Source organism: Pseudomonas sp. UBA1879, assembly GCF_002338065.1.
GTDB lineage: Bacteria > Pseudomonadota > Gammaproteobacteria > Pseudomonadales > Pseudomonadaceae > Aquipseudomonas.
Genome location: NZ_DDHJ01000017.1, coordinates 177671 through 200943 on the forward strand (window position 1 = coordinate 177671; position 23273 = coordinate 200943).

At 60.3% G+C, this 23273-nt stretch carries 19 protein-coding genes; 12 read left to right on the plus strand and 7 right to left on the minus strand.

The genetic code is table 11. The annotated features are described in order from the left end of the window. Window positions 1-42: 42 nt before the first annotated feature. From B3N48_RS20105 to B3N48_RS20130, 6 genes are all read right to left on the minus strand, one after another. Complete coding sequence (locus B3N48_RS20105) at window positions 43-924, minus strand: symmetrical bis(5'-nucleosyl)-tetraphosphatase (RefSeq protein ID WP_296186784.1); 882 nt, start codon at window positions 922-924, stop codon at window positions 43-45. Next, on the minus strand, window positions 924-1304 hold the full coding sequence (apaG, locus tag B3N48_RS20110; protein WP_296186785.1) for a Co2+/Mg2+ efflux protein ApaG: 381 nt from the start codon (window positions 1302-1304) through the stop codon (window positions 924-926). The genes B3N48_RS20105 and apaG overlap by 1 nt, the downstream gene beginning before the upstream one ends. Window positions 1305-1422: 118 nt before the next feature. Continuing rightward, window positions 1423-2229, minus strand: a complete 807-nt coding sequence (gene rsmA / locus B3N48_RS20115; protein ID WP_296186788.1) for a 16S rRNA (adenine(1518)-N(6)/adenine(1519)-N(6))-dimethyltransferase RsmA — start codon at window positions 2227-2229, stop codon at window positions 1423-1425. Further along, window positions 2226-3215 carry a 4-hydroxythreonine-4-phosphate dehydrogenase PdxA gene (pdxA, locus tag B3N48_RS20120; protein WP_296186789.1) on the minus strand — a complete coding sequence of 330 codons (990 nt, stop codon included), beginning with the start codon at window positions 3213-3215 and terminating at the stop codon, window positions 2226-2228. Before pdxA ends, rsmA begins: the two co-directional genes overlap by 4 nt. Then, the gene (locus tag B3N48_RS20125) at window positions 3212-4534 is read right to left on the minus strand and encodes a peptidylprolyl isomerase (protein WP_296186790.1); all 1323 of its coding nucleotides are present in this window, start codon (window positions 4532-4534) and stop codon (window positions 3212-3214) included. The genes pdxA and B3N48_RS20125 overlap by 4 nt, the downstream gene beginning before the upstream one ends. Continuing rightward, entirely contained in the window at window positions 4515-7295 is a 2781-nt protein-coding gene (locus B3N48_RS20130) for an LPS-assembly protein LptD (RefSeq protein WP_296186791.1), read from the minus strand. The genes B3N48_RS20125 and B3N48_RS20130 overlap by 20 nt, the downstream gene beginning before the upstream one ends. A 129-nt stretch (window positions 7296-7424) precedes the next feature. On the opposite strand from B3N48_RS20130, the gene B3N48_RS20135 reads away from it, so the two are divergent. Genes B3N48_RS20135 through B3N48_RS20145 form a run of 3 tightly spaced genes read left to right on the plus strand, consistent with a single transcriptional unit; the run spans window position 7425 to window position 9926 of the window. Then, on the plus strand, window positions 7425-8453 hold the full coding sequence (locus B3N48_RS20135) for an aminoglycoside phosphotransferase family protein (RefSeq protein ID WP_296186792.1): 1029 nt from the start codon (window positions 7425-7427) through the stop codon (window positions 8451-8453). Window positions 8454-8489: 36 nt separating this feature from the next. Beyond that, window positions 8490-9158: an N-acetylmuramate alpha-1-phosphate uridylyltransferase MurU gene (gene murU / locus B3N48_RS20140; protein ID WP_296186794.1), complete on the plus strand. Its 669-nt coding sequence runs from the start codon at window positions 8490-8492 to the stop codon at window positions 9156-9158. Continuing rightward, window positions 9159-9926: a TerB family tellurite resistance protein gene (locus tag B3N48_RS20145; RefSeq protein WP_296186796.1), complete on the plus strand. Its 768-nt coding sequence runs from the start codon at window positions 9159-9161 to the stop codon at window positions 9924-9926. A gap of 112 nt (window positions 9927-10038) precedes the next feature. Here the strand turns inward: B3N48_RS20145 and B3N48_RS20150 are convergent, their stop codons facing one another. Continuing rightward, a complete protein-coding gene (locus B3N48_RS20150; RefSeq protein ID WP_296186798.1) occupies window positions 10039-11025 on the minus strand; it encodes an alpha/beta hydrolase family protein in 987 nt (328 codons plus the stop codon). 201 nt (window positions 11026-11226) lie between these two features. Here B3N48_RS20150 and B3N48_RS20155 point away from each other — a divergent pair, with 201 nt between their 5' ends. The 9 genes from B3N48_RS20155 (at window position 11227) to B3N48_RS20195 (ending at window position 23120) form a co-directional block, all read left to right on the plus strand. Next, entirely contained in the window at window positions 11227-13242 is a 2016-nt protein-coding gene (locus B3N48_RS20155; RefSeq protein WP_296186800.1) for a PAS domain-containing sensor histidine kinase, read from the plus strand. Beyond that, window positions 13239-13868: a response regulator gene (locus B3N48_RS20160; RefSeq protein WP_296186801.1), complete on the plus strand. Its 630-nt coding sequence runs from the start codon at window positions 13239-13241 to the stop codon at window positions 13866-13868. The genes B3N48_RS20155 and B3N48_RS20160 overlap by 4 nt, the downstream gene beginning before the upstream one ends. A gap of 288 nt (window positions 13869-14156) precedes the next feature. Then, window positions 14157-15281 carry an ABC transporter ATP-binding protein gene (locus tag B3N48_RS20165; RefSeq protein ID WP_296186802.1) on the plus strand — a complete coding sequence of 375 codons (1125 nt, stop codon included), beginning with the start codon at window positions 14157-14159 and terminating at the stop codon, window positions 15279-15281. 92 nt (window positions 15282-15373) lie between these two features. Further along, window positions 15374-16420 (plus strand): polyamine ABC transporter substrate-binding protein, encoded by a 1047-nt coding sequence (locus B3N48_RS20170; RefSeq protein ID WP_296186804.1) that lies wholly within the window; start codon window positions 15374-15376, stop codon window positions 16418-16420. A 224-nt stretch (window positions 16421-16644) separates the two neighbouring features. Continuing rightward, the gene (locus B3N48_RS20175) at window positions 16645-17892 is read left to right on the plus strand and encodes an ABC transporter permease (protein WP_296186805.1); all 1248 of its coding nucleotides are present in this window, start codon (window positions 16645-16647) and stop codon (window positions 17890-17892) included. Between the two features lie 11 nt (window positions 17893-17903). After that, window positions 17904-18728 carry an ABC transporter permease gene (locus B3N48_RS20180; RefSeq protein ID WP_296186807.1) on the plus strand — a complete coding sequence of 275 codons (825 nt, stop codon included), beginning with the start codon at window positions 17904-17906 and terminating at the stop codon, window positions 18726-18728. 143 nt (window positions 18729-18871) lie between these two features. Next, complete coding sequence (locus tag B3N48_RS20185; protein ID WP_296186811.1) at window positions 18872-20245, plus strand: sigma-54 interaction domain-containing protein; 1374 nt, start codon at window positions 18872-18874, stop codon at window positions 20243-20245. Window positions 20246-20443: 198 nt separating this feature from the next. Further along, entirely contained in the window at window positions 20444-21607 is a 1164-nt protein-coding gene (locus tag B3N48_RS20190) for an iron-containing alcohol dehydrogenase (protein ID WP_296186813.1), read from the plus strand. Window positions 21608-21695: 88 nt separating this feature from the next. After that, complete coding sequence (locus B3N48_RS20195; protein ID WP_296186815.1) at window positions 21696-23120, plus strand: hypothetical protein; 1425 nt, start codon at window positions 21696-21698, stop codon at window positions 23118-23120. Window positions 23121-23273: the final 153 nt, after the last annotated feature.

A 23273-nucleotide genomic window follows, 5' to 3' on the forward strand; every position in this document is an offset into this window, starting at 1 on the left:
TGGGCCGTGGGTTCTGGAAGGGTCGAAACAGAAAAGGGGATTCTAACGCCGCGCGGCAGTTTGGTCGCCAGCCGGTGTGCTGGCAGATGTCGAAGGCACGACCCCGCCCCGGTCATCACATTCGCAGCGAATCAGTTCGCGGGTATCGACGTTAAGCATTGTCATCGCGCCGCCCCACACGCAACCGGTGTCGAGAGCGTAAACGCCGGGCTCTTCGCAGCGGCCTTCAAGGGCTGCCCAGTGGCCGAAGATGATGTTCAGGCCTTTGGTTTTGCGATCCTTGTGACTGAACCACGGCGCGTACCCGGCAGGCGCGCTGTCCAGGCCTTCCTTGCTTTTAAGGTCGAGCTTGCCATCGGCCGTGCAGAACCGCATGCGTGTGAAGTAGTTGGTGATCACGCGCAGCCGGGTGACCCCGTGCAGATCCTTGTCCCACTTGGCGGGTTCGTTGCCATACATGCCATCAAGGAAGGGCTCGAACAGGTTGTCATCGCGCAGGGCTTTTTCAACTTCTTCTGCGCAGCGCAGCGCTTTTTTAAGCGTCCACTGCGGCGGAATGCCAGCGTGCACCAACGCGATGTCTCGCTCGGCGTCGTAGTGCATCAGTTTCAGTTGCCGGAGCCAGTCGAGAAGAACCTTGGCGTCGGGAGCTTCAAGGATTTCCCGCAGCGTGTCGCCTTTCTTCAGGCGCTCGATATTACGGCCCGCCGCCAGCAGATGCAGGTCATGGTTGCCGAGCACACTGACGACGGATTCACGCATGCCGTACAGAAAACGCAGGGTTTCCAGCGATTGCGGCCCCCGGTTCACCAGATCGCCCACCAGCCACAGCGTGTCCTTGGCCGGGTCGAACGATACGCGTTGCAGCAAGCACTTCAATGGTTCGAGGCAACCTTGCAGGTCGCCGACTGCGTACACCGTCATCAGTGAAGCGCCCCCGGCACCGCCAACCGGAACGGCGCGATGACAGCGTCGAAACGCTTGCCGTCATCCGCGAGCATTTGATAGGTGCCTTGCATGTTACCGACCTTGGTGGTCATAACCGTGCCGCTGCTGTAGGTGTGACTTTGCCCCGCCTGGATCAGCGGTTGCTGGCCCACGACGCCTTCACCGCGCACTTCTTCGACTTGCCCGTCACCGTCGGTAATCACCCAGTGCCGCGACAGCAACTTGGCCGGCAACTCGCCATTGTTGTGAACCGTGACGGTGTAGGCGAAGGCAAAGCGGTTCTGCTCTGGCTGCGATTGTTCTGCAAGAAAGCGGGTGACGACGCTGACGTCGATCTGATAACGAGGATCGGACATGCAAAAGGCCTTAAAAGCGGGAGCGGAAAAAGCCGGAAAAGCCCGGAGAAATTTGAGTCTAGGACATGTCCTGGAGAAAAAACCAACACAGGCTTTGACCGGACATGTCCCGAAGGGTTTAAGCGATGACGGGCTTGTCGGTCAATTTATCGGCCAGACGGACAAACGCTGCCAGATCCAGCTGTTCTGGACGTAAGCTGCCATCGACGCCCGCTTCAGTGATTTCCTCGCTGGTGAGCAAGGCTTTCAGCGTATTGCGCAAGGTCTTACGGCGCTGGTTGAAGGCTTCGCGAACGATGCGTTCCAGCGTGCGATGATCCTTGGCCGGGTGAGGCAGCGTCTCGTGGGGCACGAGTCGAACGATGGCCGAATCGACTTTTGGCGGCGGATTGAATGCACCCGGGCCAACATTGAACAGGTGTTCTACGCGGCAGTGGTACTGAACCATGATCGACAGACGGCCCCAGTCGCCGCCGCCCGGTCCTGCCGCCAGACGCTCGACCACTTCTTTTTGCAACATGAAATGCATGTCGCGGATCAGGTGGGCGTTCTGCAATAGATGAAAGATCAGCGGCGTGGAGATGTTGTATGGCAGGTTGCCAACCACGCGCAGGCTATTAGGGGCCGCGTTCAGGCTCGTGAAGTCGAACTTCAATGCGTCGCCCTGATGCAGGTTGAAGTTCGGCAGGCCGCTGAACCGCTGCATCAGAATCGGCACCAGATCCTTGTCCAGTTCGACGACGTCCAGTTGTGCGCCACTGCTCAGCAGGCCTTCGGTCAGCGCGCCCTGGCCCGGGCCGATTTCCAGCATGCGGTCTTCGGCCTTGGCGCGAATCGAGCGCAGGATCTTGTCGATCACGCCGGCATCGTGCAGGAAATTCTGGCCGAAGCGCTTGCGCGCCTTGTGTTGGTATTGCTCAGTCATGTACGGGTCTCGGCCATCTGATAGGCGGTTTCCAGAGCGACCTTGAGGCTGCCGGTGTCGATTTTGCCGCTGCCTGCCAGGTCCAGCGCCGTGCCGTGATCCACGGACGTGCGAATGATGGGCAGGCCCAGCGTGACGTTGACGGCGGCGCCGAAGCCTTTGTACTTCAGCACGGGCAGCCCTTGGTCGTGGTACATCGCCAGCACCGCGTCGCAGTGCTCCAGATATTTGGGGGTGAAAAGCGTATCGGCAGGCAGCGGGCCGCGTAGATCCAGGCCATCGCTGCGCAGACGTTCAAGGGTCGGTTCGATGATGTCGATTTCTTCGCGGCCCAGATGGCCACCTTCTCCCGCATGGGGATTCAGTCCGCAGACCAGGATGCGCGGGTGAGGGATGCCGAATTTGTTCACCAGATCAGCATGAAGAATGCGCGTCACACGCTCCAGCTTCTCGGGCGTGATGGCGTCCGCGATGTCGCGCAGCGGCAGGTGCGTGGTGACCAGTGCCACGCGCAAATCACCGGTGGCGAGCATCATCACCACTTGCTCGGTGTGGGTCAGTTCAGCCAGAAACTCGGTGTGCCCAGAGAAGGCAATGCCGCTTTCGTTGATCACACCCTTGTGCACGGGGGCCGTGATCATGCCGGCGAACTCGCCGTCGAGGCAGCCTTGTCCGGCGCGGGTCAGGGTCTCGAGAACGAAGGCACCGTTGGCGTTGTTCAGCTGTCCGGCCTTCACCGGGGCGTGCAACGGTGTGTCCCAGACATACAGACTGCCAGCAGCGGCAGGTTCGTCAGGCCATGCGGCGGGGCTGACCGGAATCAGGCTGACGGCCACACCCAGTTGCGCGGCCCGCTCATTGAGCAGGTCGCAACTGGTGATGGCAATCAGGGGGTGAGGCTGGGACTTCGCGGCGAGCAGCAGGCAGAGGTCAGGACCAATGCCAGCGGGCTCGCCGGGTGTCAGCGCGAAACGCTGGGGTTTCACTTGGCAGCCTGGTCAGCGCCAGGCAGCTTGATTTCGACATAGGCTTCGTCGCGAATCTGGCGCAGCCAGGTTTGCAGCTCTTCGTCGTATTTACGGTTACGCAACACGGTCATGGCTTGTTGCTCGCGTGCCTGATTGGTGCCGTCGGTTGCGCGACGACCCAGAACTTCCAGTACATGCCAGCCAAATTGAGTCTGGAACGGCTTGGACACAACACCCTGCGGCGTTTCGTTCATCACGTCGCGGAATTCGGGTACCAGCGAACGCGGGTCTACCCAGTTCATATCGCCGCCGTTGAGCGCCGAGCCAGGGTCTTCGGAGAAACTCTTCGCCAGCGTGCCGAAATCTTCGCCATTCTGAATACGGTCGTAGACGCTCTGAATCAGCGTTTTGGTTGCGGCTTCGCTGCGAATCTCGCTTGGCTTGATCAGGATGTGACGAACGTGGACTTCGTCGCGCATCTGGGTCTGATTTTCACCACCGCGTTTTTCCAGCAACTTCAAGATGATGAAGCCGCCCGGTGTGCGGGCCGGAGGGGTGACCTGGCCCGGACTCATCGAACTCAGCATGTCACCGAAGGGCGGCGGCAGCTGAGCGGATTTACGCCAGCCCATGTCGCCACCGTCCAGTGCGCTTTCGCTTGCCGAGGAAGAAATCGCCAGCTGCTCGAAATTCGCCCCTTGCTGGAGCTTGCCGTAGATGTCCTTGGCCTTGGCGGCGGCTGCCTGGATCTGGTCCGAGGTCGCGCTGTCAGGGGTTGGAATCAGGATGTTGGCCAGGTGAAACTCTTCCGAAAATTGAGCTTTGCCCATTTCCGAAGCGAGGAAGTTCTTCACTTCCTGTTCCGACACCTGAATGCGCTCGGCCACGCGCCGCTGACGTACGCGGCTGATGATGATTTCCCGGCGGATCTGCTCACGGGCACTGTTGAACGACAGACCGTCGTGCGCCAGCGCTGCCTTGAATTGATCGATGCTCATGTTGTTGCGCTGTGCGATGGTGCCGACAGCCTGGTTCAGCTCTTCATCGGTTACACGGATGCCCGAGCGTTCGCCGATCTGCAATTGCAGGTTTTCCAGAATCAGACGATCCAGAACCTGAGATTCCAGCGCGCTGGCCGGGGGTACACCCTGACCGCGCTTGGCGATGGTTTGCTGAACTTCACGGGTCCGCTGATCGAGCTGGCTCTGCATGACCACGTCGTTATCGACGATGGCGACAACCTTGTCGATGGTGCGCACTTCAGCGTGCGCCACCGAACCCATCAGCAGCGCGCCCAGTACGAGCGGGCGCAGAGAATCAGAAAGCTTGGTCTTCACGTTCACGATAACCTTGGATGCCTTTGTCGAGGAAGCTTTCAACTTTCTGGCCGACTACGCCACCAAGTCCCTTCAACACAATTTGTAGGAATACGCCGCGGTCGCCTTTCTCGTTCTGCGCAACCTCTTGAGTGGACTCGTCATAGTCGACCCAGTAGCGGTTGATCAGGCGCAGCTTCCAGCAGCAGTTGTCATATTCAAAACCACCAAAGGCTTCGAGGGTGCGATCGCGGTTGTAGTCATATTGCCAGCGACCGATGGCGCTCCACTGCGGCGCGACGGGCCAGATGACCGAGAAGTCGTGCTGCTGGATCTTGTAGTAGTCCTTGATGATCGAGCCATCTGGCAGCACAGCATCACCGCCGCCCACCGACCAGCGACCGGTCGCCTGGTCGTAACGGACCTGGTCGTTGCGGTAGCGGTAGCCGGCGTTGATGATCTTGCCGGGGTTGTCTTCAGGCTGGTAGTGAACCATCGCGCTGCCGGAGCGGGTGCTGCGGCTGTCCGGGTCCCAGTTGAAGTCCGACGTGGCACGCCAGTCGCGGTTGAAGCGGTATTCGTATTCCAGCGCATAAGGCGACACATCAGACTGCGCGTCCTTGCGTTCCTCGTAGCTGATGCCAGGCAGCTGCACCTTGCGATCGGCGAAGTAGAGCGCCTGACCGATGCTGAAACGCTGACGTTCGAAGCCGTTGTCTTCGATCCAGCGGTTGGTCACGCCCAGCGACAGCTTGTTCTCGTCACCGATACGGTCGGAGCCGACGAAGCGGTTGTCGCGGAACAGCGAGGCATAGTTGAACGTCGTTTCACCCGAGTCGAAGATCGGAATATCGGTCTGGTCTTTGTCAGGCACATAGAGGTAGTACAGACGCGGTTCCAGGGTCTGGCGATAGTCTTTGCCGAACCAGTTGGTATTGCGATCGAAGTACAGGCCGCTGTCGACGCTGAACACCGGAACGGCACGGTCTTGCGACGAATTGTAGGATTCGTCCGCCAGCAGCGTGCGCTTGCCTTCCGCATCCAGATCCAGATCGTATTTGGTGTACACGTACTTCAATTTCGGCGTTACGAAACCATACGACGCGGTCAATGGCAGGCTGACCGACGGAGCCAGATTCAGGCGGTCGCCGTTGGCGCGAGCCAGGCCCTGCACGTTTCTGTCCAGACGACCCTGAGGAATACCGTCTTCATCGAAATAGAGGCCGTCACGCAAGTCACGATCGAACCGCACTGCCTCGGACTCGTAATCGAACTTCAAACCGCCCGGGCTGTAAGGCAAGGTGCCGTTCAGGGTCAATTGAGGCAGACGGCCGTACGGCGTGATCTGAGTGATCGTGGTCAGCTGATATTGCTGAAGGTTCAGGCGTGCCTGGTAACTGTCGCCGCGGTAGGTCAGATCGCCCTGCTGGTTCAGGAAGTTATGCGTGCTAACGCCTTCCTGGCCGCTTTTCAGGTCCTTGAAGTAGTAAGGATCGCTGACTTTGGTGTAGTCGACATGCGCGGTCAGACGTTCGTCCAGGCCGCTGCGGTTCTGCCAGTTGATCAACCACCGGGTGTCTTTGTAGTCCGATTGGTCTTTGCGATCGTCGTTGTCATCGTTCAGGTAAGCGGCGCCAAACTGACCTTCGCTGCTTTTGGTCAGGTAACGGAACTCGCCTTCGAGCAACAGGCCGCGTTTGGCCATGTACGTCGGGTACAACGTGGCGTCGTAGTTCGGCGCCAGGTTGAAGTAGTACGGGGTGAGCAACGAGAAGCCGGTGTCGCTGCTGGCACCGATGGTCGGTGGCAGGAAGCCGGACTGGCGACGGTCGTCGATCGGGAAATAGATGTACGGGGTGTAAAGGATGGGAATGTCCTTCACACGCAAGGTGGCGTTGGTCGCCGTACCGAAACCGGTGGCCGGGTTCAGGGTGATGTTGTTGCCCTTCACGGTCCAGGCGTTGCTGTTCGGTTCGCACGTGGTGTACGTACCGTCTTTCAGGCGGATGATCGCGTTTTCTGCACGACGGGCGTACAGCGCGTTACCCCGCACGTTGGATTTGTGCAGCACGTATTCGGCGTTGTCGACTTTCGCTTCACCGGTGTCCAGCTGTACCTCAGCGTGGTCGCCGACGATCAGGGCGCCGTTGTCGCGCAGACGGACATTGCCGTTCAGCTCGCCACGGTTTTCGGCCTGATGCAAAGCCGCCTCGTCGGATTCGACCTGCATGGAACCCTGGCGCATGACAACGTCACCGGCCAGGCTCGCGATCTGTTCTTCCTGCTGATAGCGCGAAGCCTTGGCACCGATGAAGGTCGGCGCGTCGCTTTTCGCGGTCTTGTCGTCCATGCCTGGACGAATAGGCTCGATATAGGCGCCGGAGCAATACGGACCGGTTTCTGCCAGCTGGGCAGCGGTCAGTTTCTCGCGTGGCACCCAGTCCAAATGGCTGTAGTCTGCGCTGCGAGATTGCAGGCCACGGCCTTTGGCCTCGGTGACCAGCATTGTCTTGGGCACGACTTCACCGCTTTCAGTGGTGATCGTGGAATCCGTGACCGTGCTGCTGTTGGACGACACGCTGTTGGCGTCGTGCACAGGGCGCGGAGGCAACTGGGCTGCGTTGGTTTTCGGGGAGCAATCCCAGGCACCTGTTGCCGACACGGAGCAGTCATACTGCTCGGCCGCCACCACGTACTGGGTGGCCAGAGGTTGCATCGCCAGCAAACTGCCGGTTACGAGCAACGGAAATTTTTTACGAAACGCGGGGGATTTCAATGCCATCTTATTAGTCCGGGCTTCCTGCGCGCCATCTGCCCGCGGGGGGGCCGCACGCCTCTCGATGGGCTGAAAAAGATGACGGATAATAAAGCATGACCCGCTTGACGGCTAGCGCCGTCGGAGACCCTTGCAATGCCAGATCAAGATGTACGCCTGCAACACCTGAAAGTTTGGCTCGATGAGCAACTGCCTACGTTGTTCGCGGCCCAGGGCTGGGGCGCGATACCCCCGGCCACGTTGACTGCGGCCAGTAGCGACGCGAGTTTCCGACGCTATTTCCGCTGGGAAGGCGAGGGGCGCACTTTTATTGTCATGGACGCGCCACCCCCCCAAGAAAACTGCAAACCCTTCGTCGACATCGCTCATTTGCTGAGCGAATCAGGCATTAATGTTCCGAAAATTTATGCCGAAGACCTGACTCAAGGCTTTCTGCTGCTCAACGATCTGGGTCAAAAAACCTATCTTGACGTGATCGATGAGCAAAACGCCGATCAACTGTTTGCCGATGCCATCGAAGCGCTGCTGGCGTATCAGCAGTTGCCGATGGACGCTCCTTTGCCCAGCTATGACGTGGCGCTGTTGCGTCGCGAGCTTGAACTGTTTCCTGAGTGGTATGTGAAGCGCCATCTTGGCATGACGTTCGACGATGCTCAGCAAGCCAGTTGGCAGCGGGTCAGTGATTTGCTGATCGACAGCGCGTTGGCGCAGCCCAAAGTGCTGGTGCATCGCGACTACATGCCGCGCAACCTGATGCTCAGCGAGCCGAATCCCGGCGTGTTGGATTTTCAGGACGCGGTCTATGGTCCGATGACGTACGACATCACTTGCCTGTTCAAGGACGCGTTTTTGAGTTGGCCTGAAGAGCGCGTCGCGAATTGGCTGAAGGTCTATTGGGAGAAAGCCGCAGCGTTGGGCATTCCGGTGCAGGACGATTTCGATGAGTTTCGTCGCGCCAGTGATCTAATGGGTGTACAGCGTCATCTGAAGGTGATCGGTATTTTCTCGAGAATCTGTCACCGCGATGGCAAACCGCGTTATGTCGCTGACGTGCCGCGTTTCTTCTCTTATATAGAAGCGGTGCTGGCGCGCCGGCCTGAACTCGTGGAATTGAGCAATCTGCTGACTACCCTGCGCCAGCCGAAACCTGAAACCGTCGCGTAAAGGAATGTATGTGAAGACTGTCTTGAAGAGGGACGCATGAAAGCGATGATTCTGGCGGCAGGCAAAGGCGAACGCTTGCGCCCGCTGACCCTGCACACGCCCAAACCACTCGTGCGTGCCGGTGGCGTCCCGCTGATCGAATATCACCTGCGTGCCCTGAAGGCTGCCGGGTTCACCGATGTGGTGATCAATCACGCCTGGTTGGGGCAGCAGATTGAGGATTATTTGGGCGATGGTCGCCAATTGGGGCTGAGCATTCGTTATTCCCCTGAAGGCGAACCACTGGAAACGGGCGGCGGGATTTTTCGTGCGCTGCCGTTGCTGGGTGACGAGCCGTTTCTGGTGGTGAATGGCGATATCTGGACCGACTGCGACTTCACGGCGCTGAGGGGGGCGATCGACGGATTGGCGCACCTGGTGCTGGTCGATAACCCGCTGCATCACCCCGCCGGGGATTTTGCGCTGGTCGGTGGTGAGGTGCGGGATGACGCCAGCCTGCCGCGACTGACCTACAGCGGAATCGCGGTTCTGCATCCCAAGCTGTTCGCCGGGTGCAACGACGGCGCGTTCAAGCTGGCGCCGCTGTTGCGCGATGCGATGGCCAAAGGGCTTGTGACCGGTGAGCATTTCACCGGTCGCTGGGTGGACGTTGGCACCCATGAGCGACTGGCCGAAGTAGAGCAGATCCTTGCGGTGAAGCCCTAGATGCTCTGGCCATTTACATTGATCGGCGGCGGTGCCGGGTACGCCATCGCCAGCATACCCGGCGCGATGCTGGGCGCTTTGTTAGGCCAGGCGCTGGATCGACGCCTGCACATCGGCAGTCTCGCGGAGCTGCGGGAGCGTCTCAGTGGGCGCAAGGTGCCGCGCGATGACGAATTGATTTTCATGCTGCTCGGTCGCGTGGCCAAGACGGATGGCCGGGTGGTCGATGGCCATATTCAACAAGCCCGAGTCGAGATGCGACGTCTGAACTTGAGCGAGCCTGCGACCCGTCGCGCGATTGCGGCGTTCAATCGGGGTAAGGATGGTCGCGACAATTTTCGTGTGCACCTGACGCGTCTGAAAAGCCAGCCCCATGCGGCGGAAGGCCTCTTGCGCGCATGTTGGCGCATGGCCTGGGCGGATGGCAGGGCGTCCAGGGCCGAGCGGGCGTTGATCGTGACGTGGGGCAAGTGGCTCGGGTGGACAGCGGAGAAAGTCGAAGCGTTATCGGCCACCGAAGACGACCAGCGCATTCGCTCACCGGCCAGCAGCGGCGGCGAGTATCAGGAGGCCCTGCGGTTGCTCGGCGTCCGGTCCGATTCTGAGCCTGCGCAGATCAAACGCGCGTATCGCCGACTGCTGAGTCGCCATCATCCGGACAAAGTGGCAGGGTCAGGTGCCAGCCAAATGCAAGTGCGCGACGCCACCGAAAAAACCCGTGAATTGCATCAGGCCTATGCCGTCGTGCGGGAGAAGCGCGGGTTTTGATAAGCCGATGGGCTGACGAACATACGCCGATCTGCTTCCGATTCCCTCGAAGACGCAGGCAAACCAATGCCTGCGACCTGACGACGAGAATCAAAAGCGCGTCGCGATCGCGCTATTGCCCCTCCAACCACCCGCGCACCCGGCGGAATAGCTGATCCTGTTCCATGGCGGCATTGCCCGGAATGGCGTTGAGCGTCACCTGCGTAAAGCGCGCGTTTTTTACACGTTTGCTCGCGTCGAGTCGGTCCTGGGCCTGTTGGCGAGGTACGGGACGATCCTTGTTGACGAAATCGGCGGTCGCGACTTTCAGCGTTGGCAGCACCTCAAGCAGTGTCGGCGAGTCTGTTCCGGTGTCGAGGGCAGTGATCATCACCAATTTCTGAATCGCAGGCGAAGGACGTTCGCTCATGTAACGCGCGGCCCAATACGCCCCGGTGCCGTGCCCCAACAGGACAATGCTGCGCGCCTTGTTCTGTTGGGCGAAGGCCACGGCGCTGTCGATACGGGCGAAGATTTTATCGGCATTGGCCTTGGCCATTTCCGCCTGTGCTGCGGCTTGTTCGGCGGCCGCGGCAGCCTCGGCTTCGGCGCTTGCTGCAGGATCGGTCGCTTTGGCTTGCGCGTCCTTGGCTTTGTCTTTGTCAGTCGCCGCCTTATCGCCTGTAGCCGGGGCATCCGCGGCGCGTGCGAAAACGCCGTCGTTGTACGCATCCGGCAGGCTCAGACTCAAACTGGACCAGCCCACGTCCGGCAGTTTGCGCCGTAGCGGGCCTACAGCATTGGGCCAGTCAGCCGACTCACCGGCACCCGGCACGATCACCACGGCGCCTTTGGCTTCGTCGGCATTGGCAGGTTTCCACAGCGCCAGAAAGCTTTCATCACCTGCCTGTAGCTGCTGTTGCTCGGCCTTGGGCACTTGGCGTTCCAACGCCAACGTGTCTTCCTGGCTGCGGGAAAGGAGCGGCGCGCGCTCCACCGGGGCGTCAGCAGCTTTGGCGTCTTTGGCAGGAGCTGAGTCCGCCGCCATGGCCATCGGATAGCAAGGTAATATCAGCGTCAGGCAAATCGCGGGAAACATTGCGCGAAGGGTGTAGGGCATCGGATATTCCAAAGGCCGGAAACAATTCCAGCAGCCTAATGGGTTGATGAAGGTTTGTCAGGCCAGGTATCGCGCCTGATCTCAGCACACGGCACACGGCACACGGCACACGGTTGATCGAGGTTTCAAGGAAGTGGAGATGACAGGTTGAGAATCCCCATGCGGTGCCTTTGGGTTATCGGCTGGCCAAAGGCGCTCTTGATGAGTCTGTGGCTGGGCGTGCTCTCGTCCAGCGTATACGCGGACGTGTCCCCCGCACTGCCGGACACGCTGACCCGGGATCAACGCGACTGGCTCAATCAGCGCGGGCAATTGCGGGTCGGCCTCGTCTTGCAAGCGCCCTACGCGCAGTTCGATCGGCGCGCTCAGGTGCTGTCCGGGGCCAACGTCGATCTGGTCAATCTGCTGGCCAGAACCCTGCAAGTCGAGCTGCTGTGGCGCAACTTTTCCGATCAGGCCGAGCTTGAGAAGGCTCTGGGCAAGGGCGAGATCGACTTCGCGCCGGGCCTCACGCAAACCCCCGCCGGGCTGCGAATGTGGCTGTACTCGGACCCGTACATGCGTGTGCCGCAATTGGTGGTGGGCGAACGCGATGGCGCCGGCGCGGTGGATCTGGAAAAGCTCGACAGCACGGTTCGCGTCGCCGTGCGCATGCCCAGCGCCACGGCGGATTATCTACGCGCCAATTATTCCCATCTCAATGTGCAAGGCGTGCCGCTGGAGCGGCAGGCGCTGCAATTGCTGCTCAGCCAACAGGCGCGCTATGCGGTGATCGACGAAGCGCAACTCAGTCGTCTGTCGCGGGAAAGCGAGTTCAGCGGGTTGGCCGTGGTCGGCGACATTGGTTACCCCCAATTGCTGCGCGTGGCGTCACGGCGTGATGCACCAGAGCTGGCAGACATCATCGGCAAAGCGCTGACCGCAATTGCGCCCAAGGATCTGGAACAGCTGCACGCGCAATGGCTGCAACCCAAGTACCCGCAAGTCAGCCAGTCACCCGGCTTGTGGAAAAACATCGCATTGCTGTTGCTCGTTCTGTTGCTGGCCAGTGCCGCTATCGTCTTGTGGCAGCGCAAGCAACAACAGGTGCTGGAGCGGGACTTGCTGGCCGCCCGGGAAGACTTGACCAAACGGCTCGCCAGCGAGGAGGCCTTGCGTCTGGCGCAATTTTCCATCGATCAAAGCACCGTGGGCATTCTTTGGGTCAACTGGGACAGTCACGTGCGCTACGCCAATCAAGCTGCCGAAGCCATGCTCGGTTATGAGCGAGGCGGGGTGGTCGACCGCCCGCTGATTGACTTCGAACCGGGGCTGAACATGGACCGCTGGCTGAGCTTGTGGAAAAACGCCCGCTCCAGCGACGAAGGCCCGCAGAATTTCGAAAGCAACTGCGTGCGTGCCGATGGCAGCATTTTGCCCGCCGACGTGTCGCTGAGTTTTCTGCGGTTTCGCGAAGCCGAGTATTTGGTGGTGTTCATCACCGACGTCACCGAGCGTCGCCGCTCACTCGCGGCCTTGCAGGAAAGCGAGTCCCGCTTGCAGGTGCTCGCCGAGCAGTTGCGCGAGTTGTCAGCGCATCTGGAAACGGTGAGGGAAGAGGAAAAGGCGCGCATTGCCCGGGAAGTTCACGATGAACTGGGTCAGATGCTGACCGTTTTAAAGCTGGAAACGTCGATGTGCGAACTGGCCTACGCCGAGCTCGACCCTGGTTTGCGCGAACGCCTGAACAGCATGAAGCGCCTGATCGCTCAACTGTTCCAGCTGGTGCGCGACGTGGCCACCGCACTGCGGCCACCGATTCTCGATGCTGGCATTGCCTCGGCCATTGAATGGCAAGCGCAAAGGTTTGAGGCGCGCACACAGATTCCGTGTCTGGTGCAGGTGCCAGACAACCTGCCGACGCTGCCGGACGCCACGGCCATTGGCCTGTTCCGGATTCTCCAGGAGTCGCTGACCAACGTGATGCGTCACGCCGAAGCGCACACCGTTGAACTCACCTTGAGCCTTGACGCAGGTGTGTTGTGCATGACGGTCGCCGACGACGGCAAGGGCTTCGACCAGCGTCAGGAACGCCCGGCATCGTTCGGCCTGGTGGGCATGCGCGAGCGGGTGCTGATCATGGGCGGACGATTGCATCTGGACAGCACGCTGGGAGAAGGCACAACCTTGCGCATCGACATTCCGCTGGAACAGGTTGCGCAGGAGCAAGTGCAGTGATTCGTATATTGGTCGCCGAAGATCACACCATCGTTCGTGAAGGCATCAAGCAGCTGATCGGGTTGGCCAAGGACCTGCAAGTGGCGGGGGAGGCCAGCAATGGCGAGCAGCTGTTGGAGGCATTGCGCCATATTGAGTGCGAAGTCGTGTTGCTCGACATTTCAATGCCGGGGGTGAACGGTCTGGAAGCGATCCCCCGGATTCGCGCGTTGAACAACCCCCCGGCGATCCTCGTGCTGTCGATGCATGACGAAGCGCAAATGGCGGCTCGCGCGTTGAAGATTGGCGCGGCGGGATACGCGACCAAGGACAGCGACCCGGCGTTACTGCTGACGGCGATCCGACGGGTGGCGGCGGGCGGGCGCTACATCGACCCGGACCTGGCCGACCGCATGGTGTTCGAGGTGGGCTTGACTGACAGCCGCCCGCTGCACTCGCTGCTGTCGGAGCGAGAATTTTCGGTTTTCGAGCGCCTCGCCCAAGGTGCCAACGTCAACGACATCGCCCAGCAATTGGCCTTGAGCAGCAAGACCATCAGCACCCACAAGGCCCGACTGATGCAGAAGCTCAACATCACCTCGCTGGCGGAACTGGTGAAGTATGCGATGGAGCATAAGCTGGTGTGATCACGTGTCTGAAAACGACCTTGTTTATTGCCCGTCATGGCCTCATCGCGGGCAAGCTCACTCCTGCAAACGACCGCGATCCCTTGTGGGAGTGAGTTTGCTCGCGATGGCAGCGGTGAGGGCAAAAGGGACTTCGTCGAACACATATCTGTTTCCGCCATCCGTGTAGGGCATTCCCTACACCGAACCTTCCAAGCCGCTTAGGCCAATCTCTCCTACGCCCCGATTTGCGCGGCCTCCAGGCTCATCTAGGCTGGTGCCACGTTTGATTAAACAAAGGTGTGGGTAATGAGCAACGTCGATTCAAGCGCTGGGGCGAGTGATGTTCTGGTCAGCTTTCGTGGTGTGCAAAAGAGCTACGACGGCGAAGCCCTGATCGTCAAAGACCTCAACCTGGACATTCGCAAAGGCGAGTTCCTCACCCTGCTCGGGCCTTCGGGGTCCGGCAAGACCACCAGCCTGATGATGCTCGCCGGTTTCGAAACACCGACCGCAGGCGAGATCCTGCTGGCGGGTCGCTCGATCAATAACGTGCCGCCGCACAAGCGCGACATTGGCATGGTGTTTCAGAACTACGCGCTGTTCCCGCACATGACGGTCGCCGAGAACCTCGCGTTCCCGCTGTCAGTGCGCGGCATGAGCAAGACCGACGTTGCCGAGAAAGTGAAGAAGGCGCTGGACATGGTTCAGCTCGGTTCGCTGTCCCACCGTTATCCGGCGCAGATGTCCGGTGGCCAGCAACAGCGTGTGGCGTTGGCGCGCGCACTGGTGTTCGAGCCGCAACTGGTGCTGATGGACGAGCCCCTCGGCGCGCTCGACAAACAGCTGCGCGAACACATGCAAATGGAGATCAAGCACATTCACCAGCGTCTCGGTGTGACCGTGGTGTATGTGACCCACGACCAGGGCGAAGCGCTGACCATGTCGGACCGCGTGGCCGTGTTCCATCAAGGCGAAATCCAGCAGATCGCCCCGCCGCGTTCGCTGTATGAAGAGCCGAAGAACACCTTCGTCGCCAACTTCATCGGTGAGAACAACCGCATCAACGGCACCTTGCTCAGCCAGACCGGCGACCGTTGCCTGGTCGCGCTGACCCGTGGTGAAAAAGTCGAGGCACTGGCGGTCAACGTTGGCGCGCCGGGCAGCCCGGTCACGTTGTCGATTCGTCCCGAACGCGTGAACCTCAACGGGCGCAGCGAAAGTTGCGTGAACCGTTTCTCGGGCCGCGTCGCAGAATTCATTTACTTGGGCGACCACGTGCGTGTGCGTCTGGAAGTGGCAGGCAAAACCGATTTCTTCGTTAAACAGCCCATTGCCGAGCTGGACCCGGCCATGCGCGTTGGCGACGTTGTGCCGATTGGATGGCAGGTCGAGCATGCCCGTGCGCTGGACCCCTTGCACGAAGCCCATTGATTCACCCGAAGTACGCGTCACCCGAGGCACCCAGAGGCGAATCAATCGCCCCCACTGCTTAACCAACATGTGTTCGTGGAGAGAAAAAGCTGATGCGCAAGATATCCAGGCTCAAAACATTGAAGCTCACCGCCTTATCGGTCGGCATGATGTGCGCGGCGCACGCCATGGCAGCCGACCTGACGGTCATTTCCTTCGGTGGCGCGAACAAGGCGGCTCAGGAAAAAGCCTTCTACGCGCCGTGGGAAAAAACCGGCAGCGGCAAGATCATTGCCGGCGAATACAACGGTGAGATGGCGAAGGTCAAAGCCATGGTCGACACCAAGAGCGTGACCTGGGACTTGGTGGAGGTTGAATCCCCGGAACTGTCTCGTGGCTGTGATGAAGACATGTTCGAAGAAATCGACCCGGCCATCCTGGGCAAGAAAGAAGACTACGTGCCGGGCGCAATCCAGACCTGCGGCGTAGGCTTTTTCGTGTGGTCGACCGTGCTGGCCTACAACGCCGACAAGCTGAAAACCGCACCGACCGGCTGGGCCGATTTCTGGAACACCGAGAAATTCCCGGGCAAACGCGGCCTGCGCAAAGGCGCCAAATACACCCTGGAATTCGCGCTGATGGCCGACGGTGTCGCGCCGAAAGACGTCTACAAAGTGCTGGCCACCAAAGACGGTCAGGACCGCGCCTTCAAGATGCTCGACAAGCTCAAGCCCAGCATCCAGTGGTGGGAAGCAGGCGCACAACCGCCGCAGTACCTTCAGTCTGGCGACGTCGTGATGAGCTCGGCCTACAACGGCCGCATCGCTGCCGTGCAGAAAGAGAGCAACCTGAAAGTGGTCTGGACCGGCGGCGTGTATGACTTCGACGCATGGGCCATTCCGAAGGGCGCGAAGAATGCCGAGGAAGCGAAGAAATTCCTCGCGTACACCCTCAAGCCTGAGCAACAGAAGACCTACTCCGAAAACATCGCCTACGGCCCGGCCAACACCCAAGCGGTTTCGTTGCTGAGCGCCGACACCCTGAAAAACATGCCGACCACCCCTGAGAACATCAAGGATCAGGTGCAGATCGACGTGAAATTCTGGGCGGACTATGGCGAAAACCTGGAGCAGCGTTTCAACTCCTGGGCCGCCAAGTAAGTTATCTGTCGTAAACCGCTTGGACAGAGCGTATGGGAGCTGGCTTGCTGGCGAATGCGGGGGATCATTCAACCTCGCGGTGTCTGGCCTGACGCTTTCGCCAGCAAGCCGGCTCCCACAGACCAATTCACGTCCATGCCATTTTTGCGTCACACCCGGATGCGTCTGCTCATTCTCGTCGAATGAACAGCCGCACCCTCTGTTGAAAGATTTCGGAGTTCGCTATGGCCACCGCCGTGCCCCTGACTGAAGGCGCCAGCCCGACCTTGAAGCAACGCCTGGCCCGTGCCGAGCGCGTCAATCGCTGGAAGGCTCAGGCGCTGATCGCGCCATTGGCGATTTTCCTGCTGCTCGTGTTTCTCGTGCCGATTGCGGCGCTGCTCTACAAGAGCGTGAACAACCCTGAGGTGGTCGGCGGCATGCCGCTCACGGTCAGCGAAGTTGCCAAGTGGGACGGTAAGGGCCTGCCCGCAGAGTTGGTGTACAAAGCGCTAAGCCTGGATTTGGCCGACGCGCGCAAGAATCAGACCCTGGGCGACCTGTCCAAGCGTTTGAACCAGGAACTCGCCGGTTACCGCAGCCTGCTCGCGAAAACCGCTCGCGCTGTCCCGTTCAAGGAAGAGCCTGCCTCCTATAAAGAGGCACTGGAAGCTGTCGACGAGCGTTGGGGCGATCCTGCGTATTGGCAGGCCATCCGCCGCAACACGTCGAACTTCACCCCTTATTACCTGTTGGCCGCGCTCGACCACCGCATCGACGACCTCGGTGAAGTGGCGCCCGCGACCCCCGATCAAGCGATCTACCTCGACATCTTTGCCCGTACGTTCTGGATGGGTCTGGTGATCACCCTGATCTGCCTGGCGCTCGCGTACCCCTTGGCATACCTGCTGGCCAACTTGCCCGCCCGCCAAAGCAACCTGCTGATGATTCTGGTGCTGCTGCCGTTCTGGACCTCGATTCTGGTGCGTGTGGCCGCATGGATCGTGCTGCTGCAATCGAGCGGCCTGATCAACGGCGCGCTGATGGCGCTGGGCATCATCGACAAGCCGCTGGAGCTGGTATTCAACCGGGTCGGCGTGTACATCTCGATGGTTCACATCATGCTGCCGTTCATGATTCTGCCGATCTACAGCGTGATGAAAGGCATCTCGCCGACCTACATGCGCGCGGCCATTTCGCTGGGCTGCAACCCGTTCGCCAGCTTCTGGCGGGTGTATTTCCCGCAGACCTACGCCGGTATCGGCGCGGGCTGTCTGCTGGTGTTCATCCTGTCCATCGGCTACTACATCACCCCGGCGCTGCTCGGTAGCCCGAACGATCAGATGGTCAGCTACTTCGTGGCGTTCTACACAAACACCAGCATCAACTGGGGCATGGCGACAGCGCTGGGTGGTCTGCTGTTGTTGGCGACGGTGGTGCTTTACCTGATTTATAGCTGGCTGGTCGGCGCCAGCCGTCTGCGCCTGAGCTGAGGAGAATGACCATGTTGAGCCCTTATTCCTCGCCCGCAGAACGGGTCTGGTTTTACACGCTGCGCATCCTGTGCGGATTGATTCTGCTGTTTCTGGTGCTGCCGGTCCTGGTCATCGTGCCTCTGTCGTTCAACGCCGGGAGTTTCCTGGTGTACCCGCTGCAAGGTTTCTCACTGCATTGGTATCAGGACTTCTTCAATTCGGCCGAGTGGATGCGGGCGCTGAAGAACAGCCTGATTGTCGCTCCGGCGGCTACGTTGCTGGCCATGGGCTTTGGCACCTTGGCAGCGATCGGTCTGACCCGCAGCAATTTCCCCGGCAAGTCGCTGGTGATGGCGCTCGTCATCTCGCCGATGGTGGTGCCGGTGGTGATCGTCGGCGTTGCGAGCTACCTGTTCTTCGCGCCGCTGGGTCTGGGCAACACCTACACCTCGCTGATCCTGGTACACGCTGTGCTGGGCGTGCCGTTCGTGATCATTACCGTGTCCGCCACCTTGCAAGGCTTCAACTACAACTTGGTGCGGGCGGCAGCAAGCCTGGGCGCATCGCCCGTCACTGCATTCCGTCGCGTCACGTTGCCATTGATTGCGCCGGGGGTGATCTCGGGGGCGTTGTTCGCCTTTGCCACCTCGTTCGATGAAGTGGTGGTCACGCTGTTCCTTGCCGGCCCTGAACAAGCGACATTGCCCCGTCAGATGTTCAGCGGCATCCGCGAAAACCTCAGCCCGACGATTGCGGCGGCTGCGACCTTGCTGATCGGCTTCTCGGTGATCCTGCTGCTGGTGCTGGAATGGCTGCGTGGGCGCAGTGAGAAATTGCGTACGGCGGTGGAGTGATCAGTTTGAGTTGAAGTGCTTCCCCTGTGAGAGCCAGCAAGCCGGCTCCCACAGGTAAGCGTTCTCAAGACCAACGTCGCCTCACTTATCATCGGCGCAGCGTTTAAACTTCACCGCTCCTTACCCCGCTACGGAGCTCCTCGGTGAACGTCAACGATGCCAGTTTCGAAGAACTGCTCAACGCTCTGCACGACGGCGTCTACATCACCGACGGCAACGGCAAGACCCTCAAGGTCAATCACGCCTATGAGCGACTGACCGGCCTGAGCGGCACCGAGTTGGTGGGCCGTTCGATGCAGGAGCTGGTCAAGGAGGGCGTCATCTCCCAATCAGCCTCGCTGCGTGTGTTACAGGAAGGCCGTCCGGTTTCTGTGATGCAGAGCCTGAGTCAGGGGAAAAAGCTCCTCGTCAGCGCGACGCCGATTCTCGATGCGGAGCACCGGATTTCCTACGTCGTCAGCACTGTGCGCGACATGACTGAACTGCTGCGCATGAAGCACGAGCGCGACGAGCTTCAGCAGCTCAAGCAACTGCGCAACAGCACTGCCAAGCTTCACGCCGGGCAGCGCGATAATCTGCTGCATTCGCCACTGATGGCCGATCAGGAGGTGTCCGGTCGGGTCTTTGCATTGGCGCGGCAGGTTGCCGGTAGCTCGGTGAAAGTCCTGCTGCAAGGGGAAACCGGTGTGGGCAAAACCCTCGTCGCGCAGTTCATTCACAACGCTAGCCCTCGGGCGGGTGAGCCGTTTCTGGCACTCAACTGCGGCGCGCTGCCCGAGAATCTGATCGAGGCCGAGCTGTTCGGTTATGCCCCCGGCGCGTTCACTGGCGCGGGCCCGAAAGGCAAGCGCGGGCTGCTGGAACTGGCTCACCACGGCACCCTGTTTCTCGATGAAATCGGCGACCTGCCGTTGCCGGTTCAAGTGAAGCTGCTCAAGGTCATCGAAGAAAACCGCTTCATTCCCGTGGGCGGTCTGGAGTTGAAAGAGGTCGACGTGCGCATCATCAGCGCCACCCATCACGACCTCAAACACAGGGTGGCGGAAGGAAAATTCCGCGCCGACTTGTTCTACCGGCTCAATGTGGTGCCCATCAGCATTCCGGCCTTGCGCGAGCGTAGCGAAGAAATCCCGCCGCTGCTGCATTACTACCTCGATAGCTTCAACGCCCGTTACGACAAGCAGCTGCAATGGAGCCTCGAAGCGCTCGACCTGATGTGCGAATACGCCTGGCCCGGCAATATCCGCGAGCTTATCAATATCGTTGAGCGGCTGGTGGTGACCAACCAGAGCGGCACCATTGAGACGCTGGACCTGCCCGAGGAAATCCTCAACCTCAATCCGCAGAACACCGACGACAGCCGCCTGCCGCTGCGCAAGGTGCTGGAGAACGCCGAACGCTCGGCGATTCGCGCGGCGTTGCAGGTGCACAAGACTACGCGGCTCGCTGCCAAGGCCCTGGGTGTGAGCCAGGCCACGGTGGTGCAGAAGATGAAACGCTGGGAACGTACGAGTTAGCAGCGCTCTGATTAGCATTTCAATCAACACCCACTAAAGCGATCAAAAAACTGATCGGAACTGGCCGGTCACACCCCCTGCAAACCTCGCGCTATTCGCGCAAAGCCCTCTGGGGCGGGGCTTTGTGCGGATTGGCACAGCTTTCGCTACCTCGTCTGTCACGTCTTCCAATAAAACAATGTACACAGGACGAGCCCGATGAGCCTTTCCACTTCCAACATCAGTGCCTTCAAGATCGCCAACAAACTGATCACCGGCCTTGCGGCCATTGAACAGCTTGCCGCTGAATTGACTCGCCTCAACGTCAACAATCCTCTGATCGTCACCGACGCCATTCTGGTCAAGTCCGGCACTGTCGACCTCGCGCTGGCGCATTTGGGTGGTCGTCGTTACGGGATTTTCGATCAGGTCAAACCCGAGCCGGAAATCGCCATCGTCGAAGACTGCACCCGCGCCTACCGCGAAGGTGAGCACGACGGCCTGATCGGTCTGGGTGGCGGCAGCGCCATCGACATTGCCAAGGGCGTCGCAGCATTCGCCGGTCACGATGGGCCGCTGGCCGAGCTGTTCGGGGTGGACCTGGTGAAACGCAAAGGCCCTCCGCTGATCGCGATTCCAACCACCGCAGGCACCGGTTCGGAAGTGACTAACGTCGCCATCTTCTCCGATAAAGAGGCCCAGCTGAAAAAAGGCATTGTCAGCGATTACCTGCTGCCGGACGTCGCGCTGGTCAGCCCGGCGATGACCCTGACCTGCCCGCGCAGCGTGACTGCCGCCAGTGGCGTCGACGCGCTGGTGCATGCGGTGGAGTCGTACCTGTCGGTCAACGCCTCGCCGATTACCGACGCCATTGCCCTGGGTGCGATCAAACTGATCGCCAAGGCGCTGCCCAAGGCCTACGCCAACCCGGCCAACCTGCAAGCCCGCGAAGACATGGCCACCGCCAGCCTGATGGCCGGCATGGCGTTCGGCAACGCCGGTGTGGGCGCGGTGCATGCGCTGGCTTATCCATTGGGCGGGCGTTTCAACATCGCCCACGGCGTCAGCAATGCCTTGTTGCTGCCGTACGTGATGGAATGGAACAAGATGGCCTGCGTCGAGCGCTTGCGCGACATCGCCGAAGCCATGGGGGTGCGCGTTGCCAACCTGAGCGACAAGGACGCCGCCGATCAGGCCGTCAAGGCCATGGCCGAGCTGTGCGCCGCCGTCGACATCCCGTCGGGCATGCGCAGCTTCAACGTGCCGGAAGACGCCATTGCTGCCATGGCTGAAGAGGCCAGCAAGATCGACCGCCTGATGCGCAACAACCCGCGCAAATTGACCGCCGCCGATATCGAGAAAATCTACCGCGCAGCTTACTGATCCCGAAAAGCCGCAGCGCCCGGCCAGGCGGTACGGGCGCTTGACGCCACTAGACCCACAAATAAGACCAATAAAACAGGTGCCCCCAATGTCCAACACCCCTCCATCGCGGAGCGAAAGCCCCTACATCCCGCTCGGCCCTTTCAAGGTGCGCTTACCGTTCATTCACTACAAATTCGAGATGCCGGATTACCTGCAAGGTCTGCTGATGTGCGCTGTCGATCTGGCCGCCATTCCGCTGATGACCGAATTGCTCGGCATGCCGTTCGAGGTCGCGCTGGCGGTGGTGATGCTCAACGGCCTGCTGTATCTGACGCACCATCTGCTCGGCGACCCGACCGTTCCCGGCTGGATTACCCCGGCGGTTCCACTGCTGATGGCCTACTGCGCGCAATTCCCCATGGGCCCGGAGCGAGTCCATGCCTTGATTGCCTTCCAGTTGATGCTCGGGGTGTTCTCGATAGCCCTCGGGGCAACCGGGATGGCGAAGAAGGTGGTCGAATACGTGCCCTCGGCCATCAAGTCGGGGATCATCGTCGGCGCCGGCTTGAGTGCGGTAATCGCAGTGTTCCAGGTGGGCGGCAAATTCAACGTGTTGCCGTGGACGATTTCCATCGCGGTCGGGATCGCGTTCTACCTGATCTTCTCGCAGCACTTCAATGAACTGAAACAGCGCAACCGTTTCTGGTGGAACTTCGCGAAATTGGGAATCCTGCCGATCATTCTGCTGGCGGTGGTGATCGCGCCGCTGTTCGGTGAAGCACCATGGCCGACCATTCAGTGGGGTATCAGCAAACCGGACTTCGCCGGGCTTTGGGAACACTACACCGTATTCGGGCTGGGCATGCCGCCGCTGTCGATGTTCATCTCGGCCCTGCCGACCATGCTGGCGGTGTACATCATCGTCTTTGGCGACGTATTGAGTGCGAAATCGCTGCTCGATGAGGCGCAAACCGTGCGCAGCGATGAAGTCGTCGACTACAACCCCGATCGCGCTCACCTGATCTTCGGCGCACGCAATGCGTTCATGAGCATCTTCGGCCCGGACGTGGCTATGTGCGGCCCGAAATGGGCAGCGATGCTGGTGGTGGTGATCGAGCGCTTCAAGGGCGGCCCGAAAGCGATGCAGTCGATCATCGGCGGCGTGGGCTCGTTCCGTTGGGGCACCAACAGCGGCCTGTTGCTGCTGCCGGTGGTGACCCTGGTTCAGCCGATTCTGGGCGTGGCGCTATCGCTGACGCTGTTGATCCAGGGCTACGTGAGCGTGCGCTTGGGCATCCTCGAAGCGCGCAGCCAGCGTGACCTGGGCATCGCCGGGGTGATCGGCGCGGTGCTGGCGATCAAAGGCGCGAGCTGGGCGTTCGCGATCGGCGTGGTGCTGTGCCTGCTGATCTACGGCAAGAACTTCTTCAAGGGCGAAGTGGACGGCACGTTCAGCAAGGATCTGAAGGCTGTCGATGCCAAGCCTGCGGCCAAGGCTGAGCGTGTGAAGGAAGAAGCGCTGGTCGATTGATTCCCTGCGATCTCGGCGGGGGGGCACAAATCGATGGGCCTGCCGCCGACTCAACGGTGGGAGTGAGCTTGCTCACACAAGCTGACTTCCAGACCCTGAAACAGGGACGAGTGTACTGGCCCTTCGTGAGCCAGCTTGTGTCTTCAAGTGAGG

Bases quoted from the DNA above. Each gene is read 5' to 3' on its own strand.
- B3N48_RS20105 (WP_296186784.1), bottom strand. From the start codon at position 924: ATGACGGTGTACGCAGTCGGCGACCTGCAAGGTTGCCTCGAACCATTG.
- apaG (WP_296186785.1), bottom strand. From the start codon at position 1,304: ATGTCCGATCCTCGTTATCAGATCGACGTCAGCGTCGTCACCCGCTTT.
- rsmA (WP_296186788.1), bottom strand. From the start codon at position 2,229: ATGACTGAGCAATACCAACACAAGGCGCGCAAGCGCTTCGGCCAGAAT.
- B3N48_RS20130 (WP_296186791.1), bottom strand. From the start codon at position 7,295: ATGGCATTGAAATCCCCCGCGTTTCGTAAAAAATTTCCGTTGCTCGTA.
- B3N48_RS20135 (WP_296186792.1), top strand. From the start codon at position 7,425: ATGCCAGATCAAGATGTACGCCTGCAACACCTGAAAGTTTGGCTCGAT.
- murU (WP_296186794.1), top strand. From the start codon at position 8,490: ATGAAAGCGATGATTCTGGCGGCAGGCAAAGGCGAACGCTTGCGCCCG.
- B3N48_RS20145 (WP_296186796.1), top strand. From the start codon at position 9,159: ATGCTCTGGCCATTTACATTGATCGGCGGCGGTGCCGGGTACGCCATC.
- B3N48_RS20150 (WP_296186798.1), bottom strand. From the start codon at position 11,025: ATGCCCTACACCCTTCGCGCAATGTTTCCCGCGATTTGCCTGACGCTG.
- B3N48_RS20155 (WP_296186800.1), top strand. From the start codon at position 11,227: ATGAGTCTGTGGCTGGGCGTGCTCTCGTCCAGCGTATACGCGGACGTG.
- B3N48_RS20165 (WP_296186802.1), top strand. From the start codon at position 14,157: ATGAGCAACGTCGATTCAAGCGCTGGGGCGAGTGATGTTCTGGTCAGC.
- B3N48_RS20170 (WP_296186804.1), top strand. From the start codon at position 15,374: ATGCGCAAGATATCCAGGCTCAAAACATTGAAGCTCACCGCCTTATCG.
- B3N48_RS20175 (WP_296186805.1), top strand. From the start codon at position 16,645: ATGGCCACCGCCGTGCCCCTGACTGAAGGCGCCAGCCCGACCTTGAAG.
- B3N48_RS20180 (WP_296186807.1), top strand. From the start codon at position 17,904: ATGTTGAGCCCTTATTCCTCGCCCGCAGAACGGGTCTGGTTTTACACG.
- B3N48_RS20190 (WP_296186813.1), top strand. From the start codon at position 20,444: ATGAGCCTTTCCACTTCCAACATCAGTGCCTTCAAGATCGCCAACAAA.
- B3N48_RS20195 (WP_296186815.1), top strand. From the start codon at position 21,696: ATGTCCAACACCCCTCCATCGCGGAGCGAAAGCCCCTACATCCCGCTC.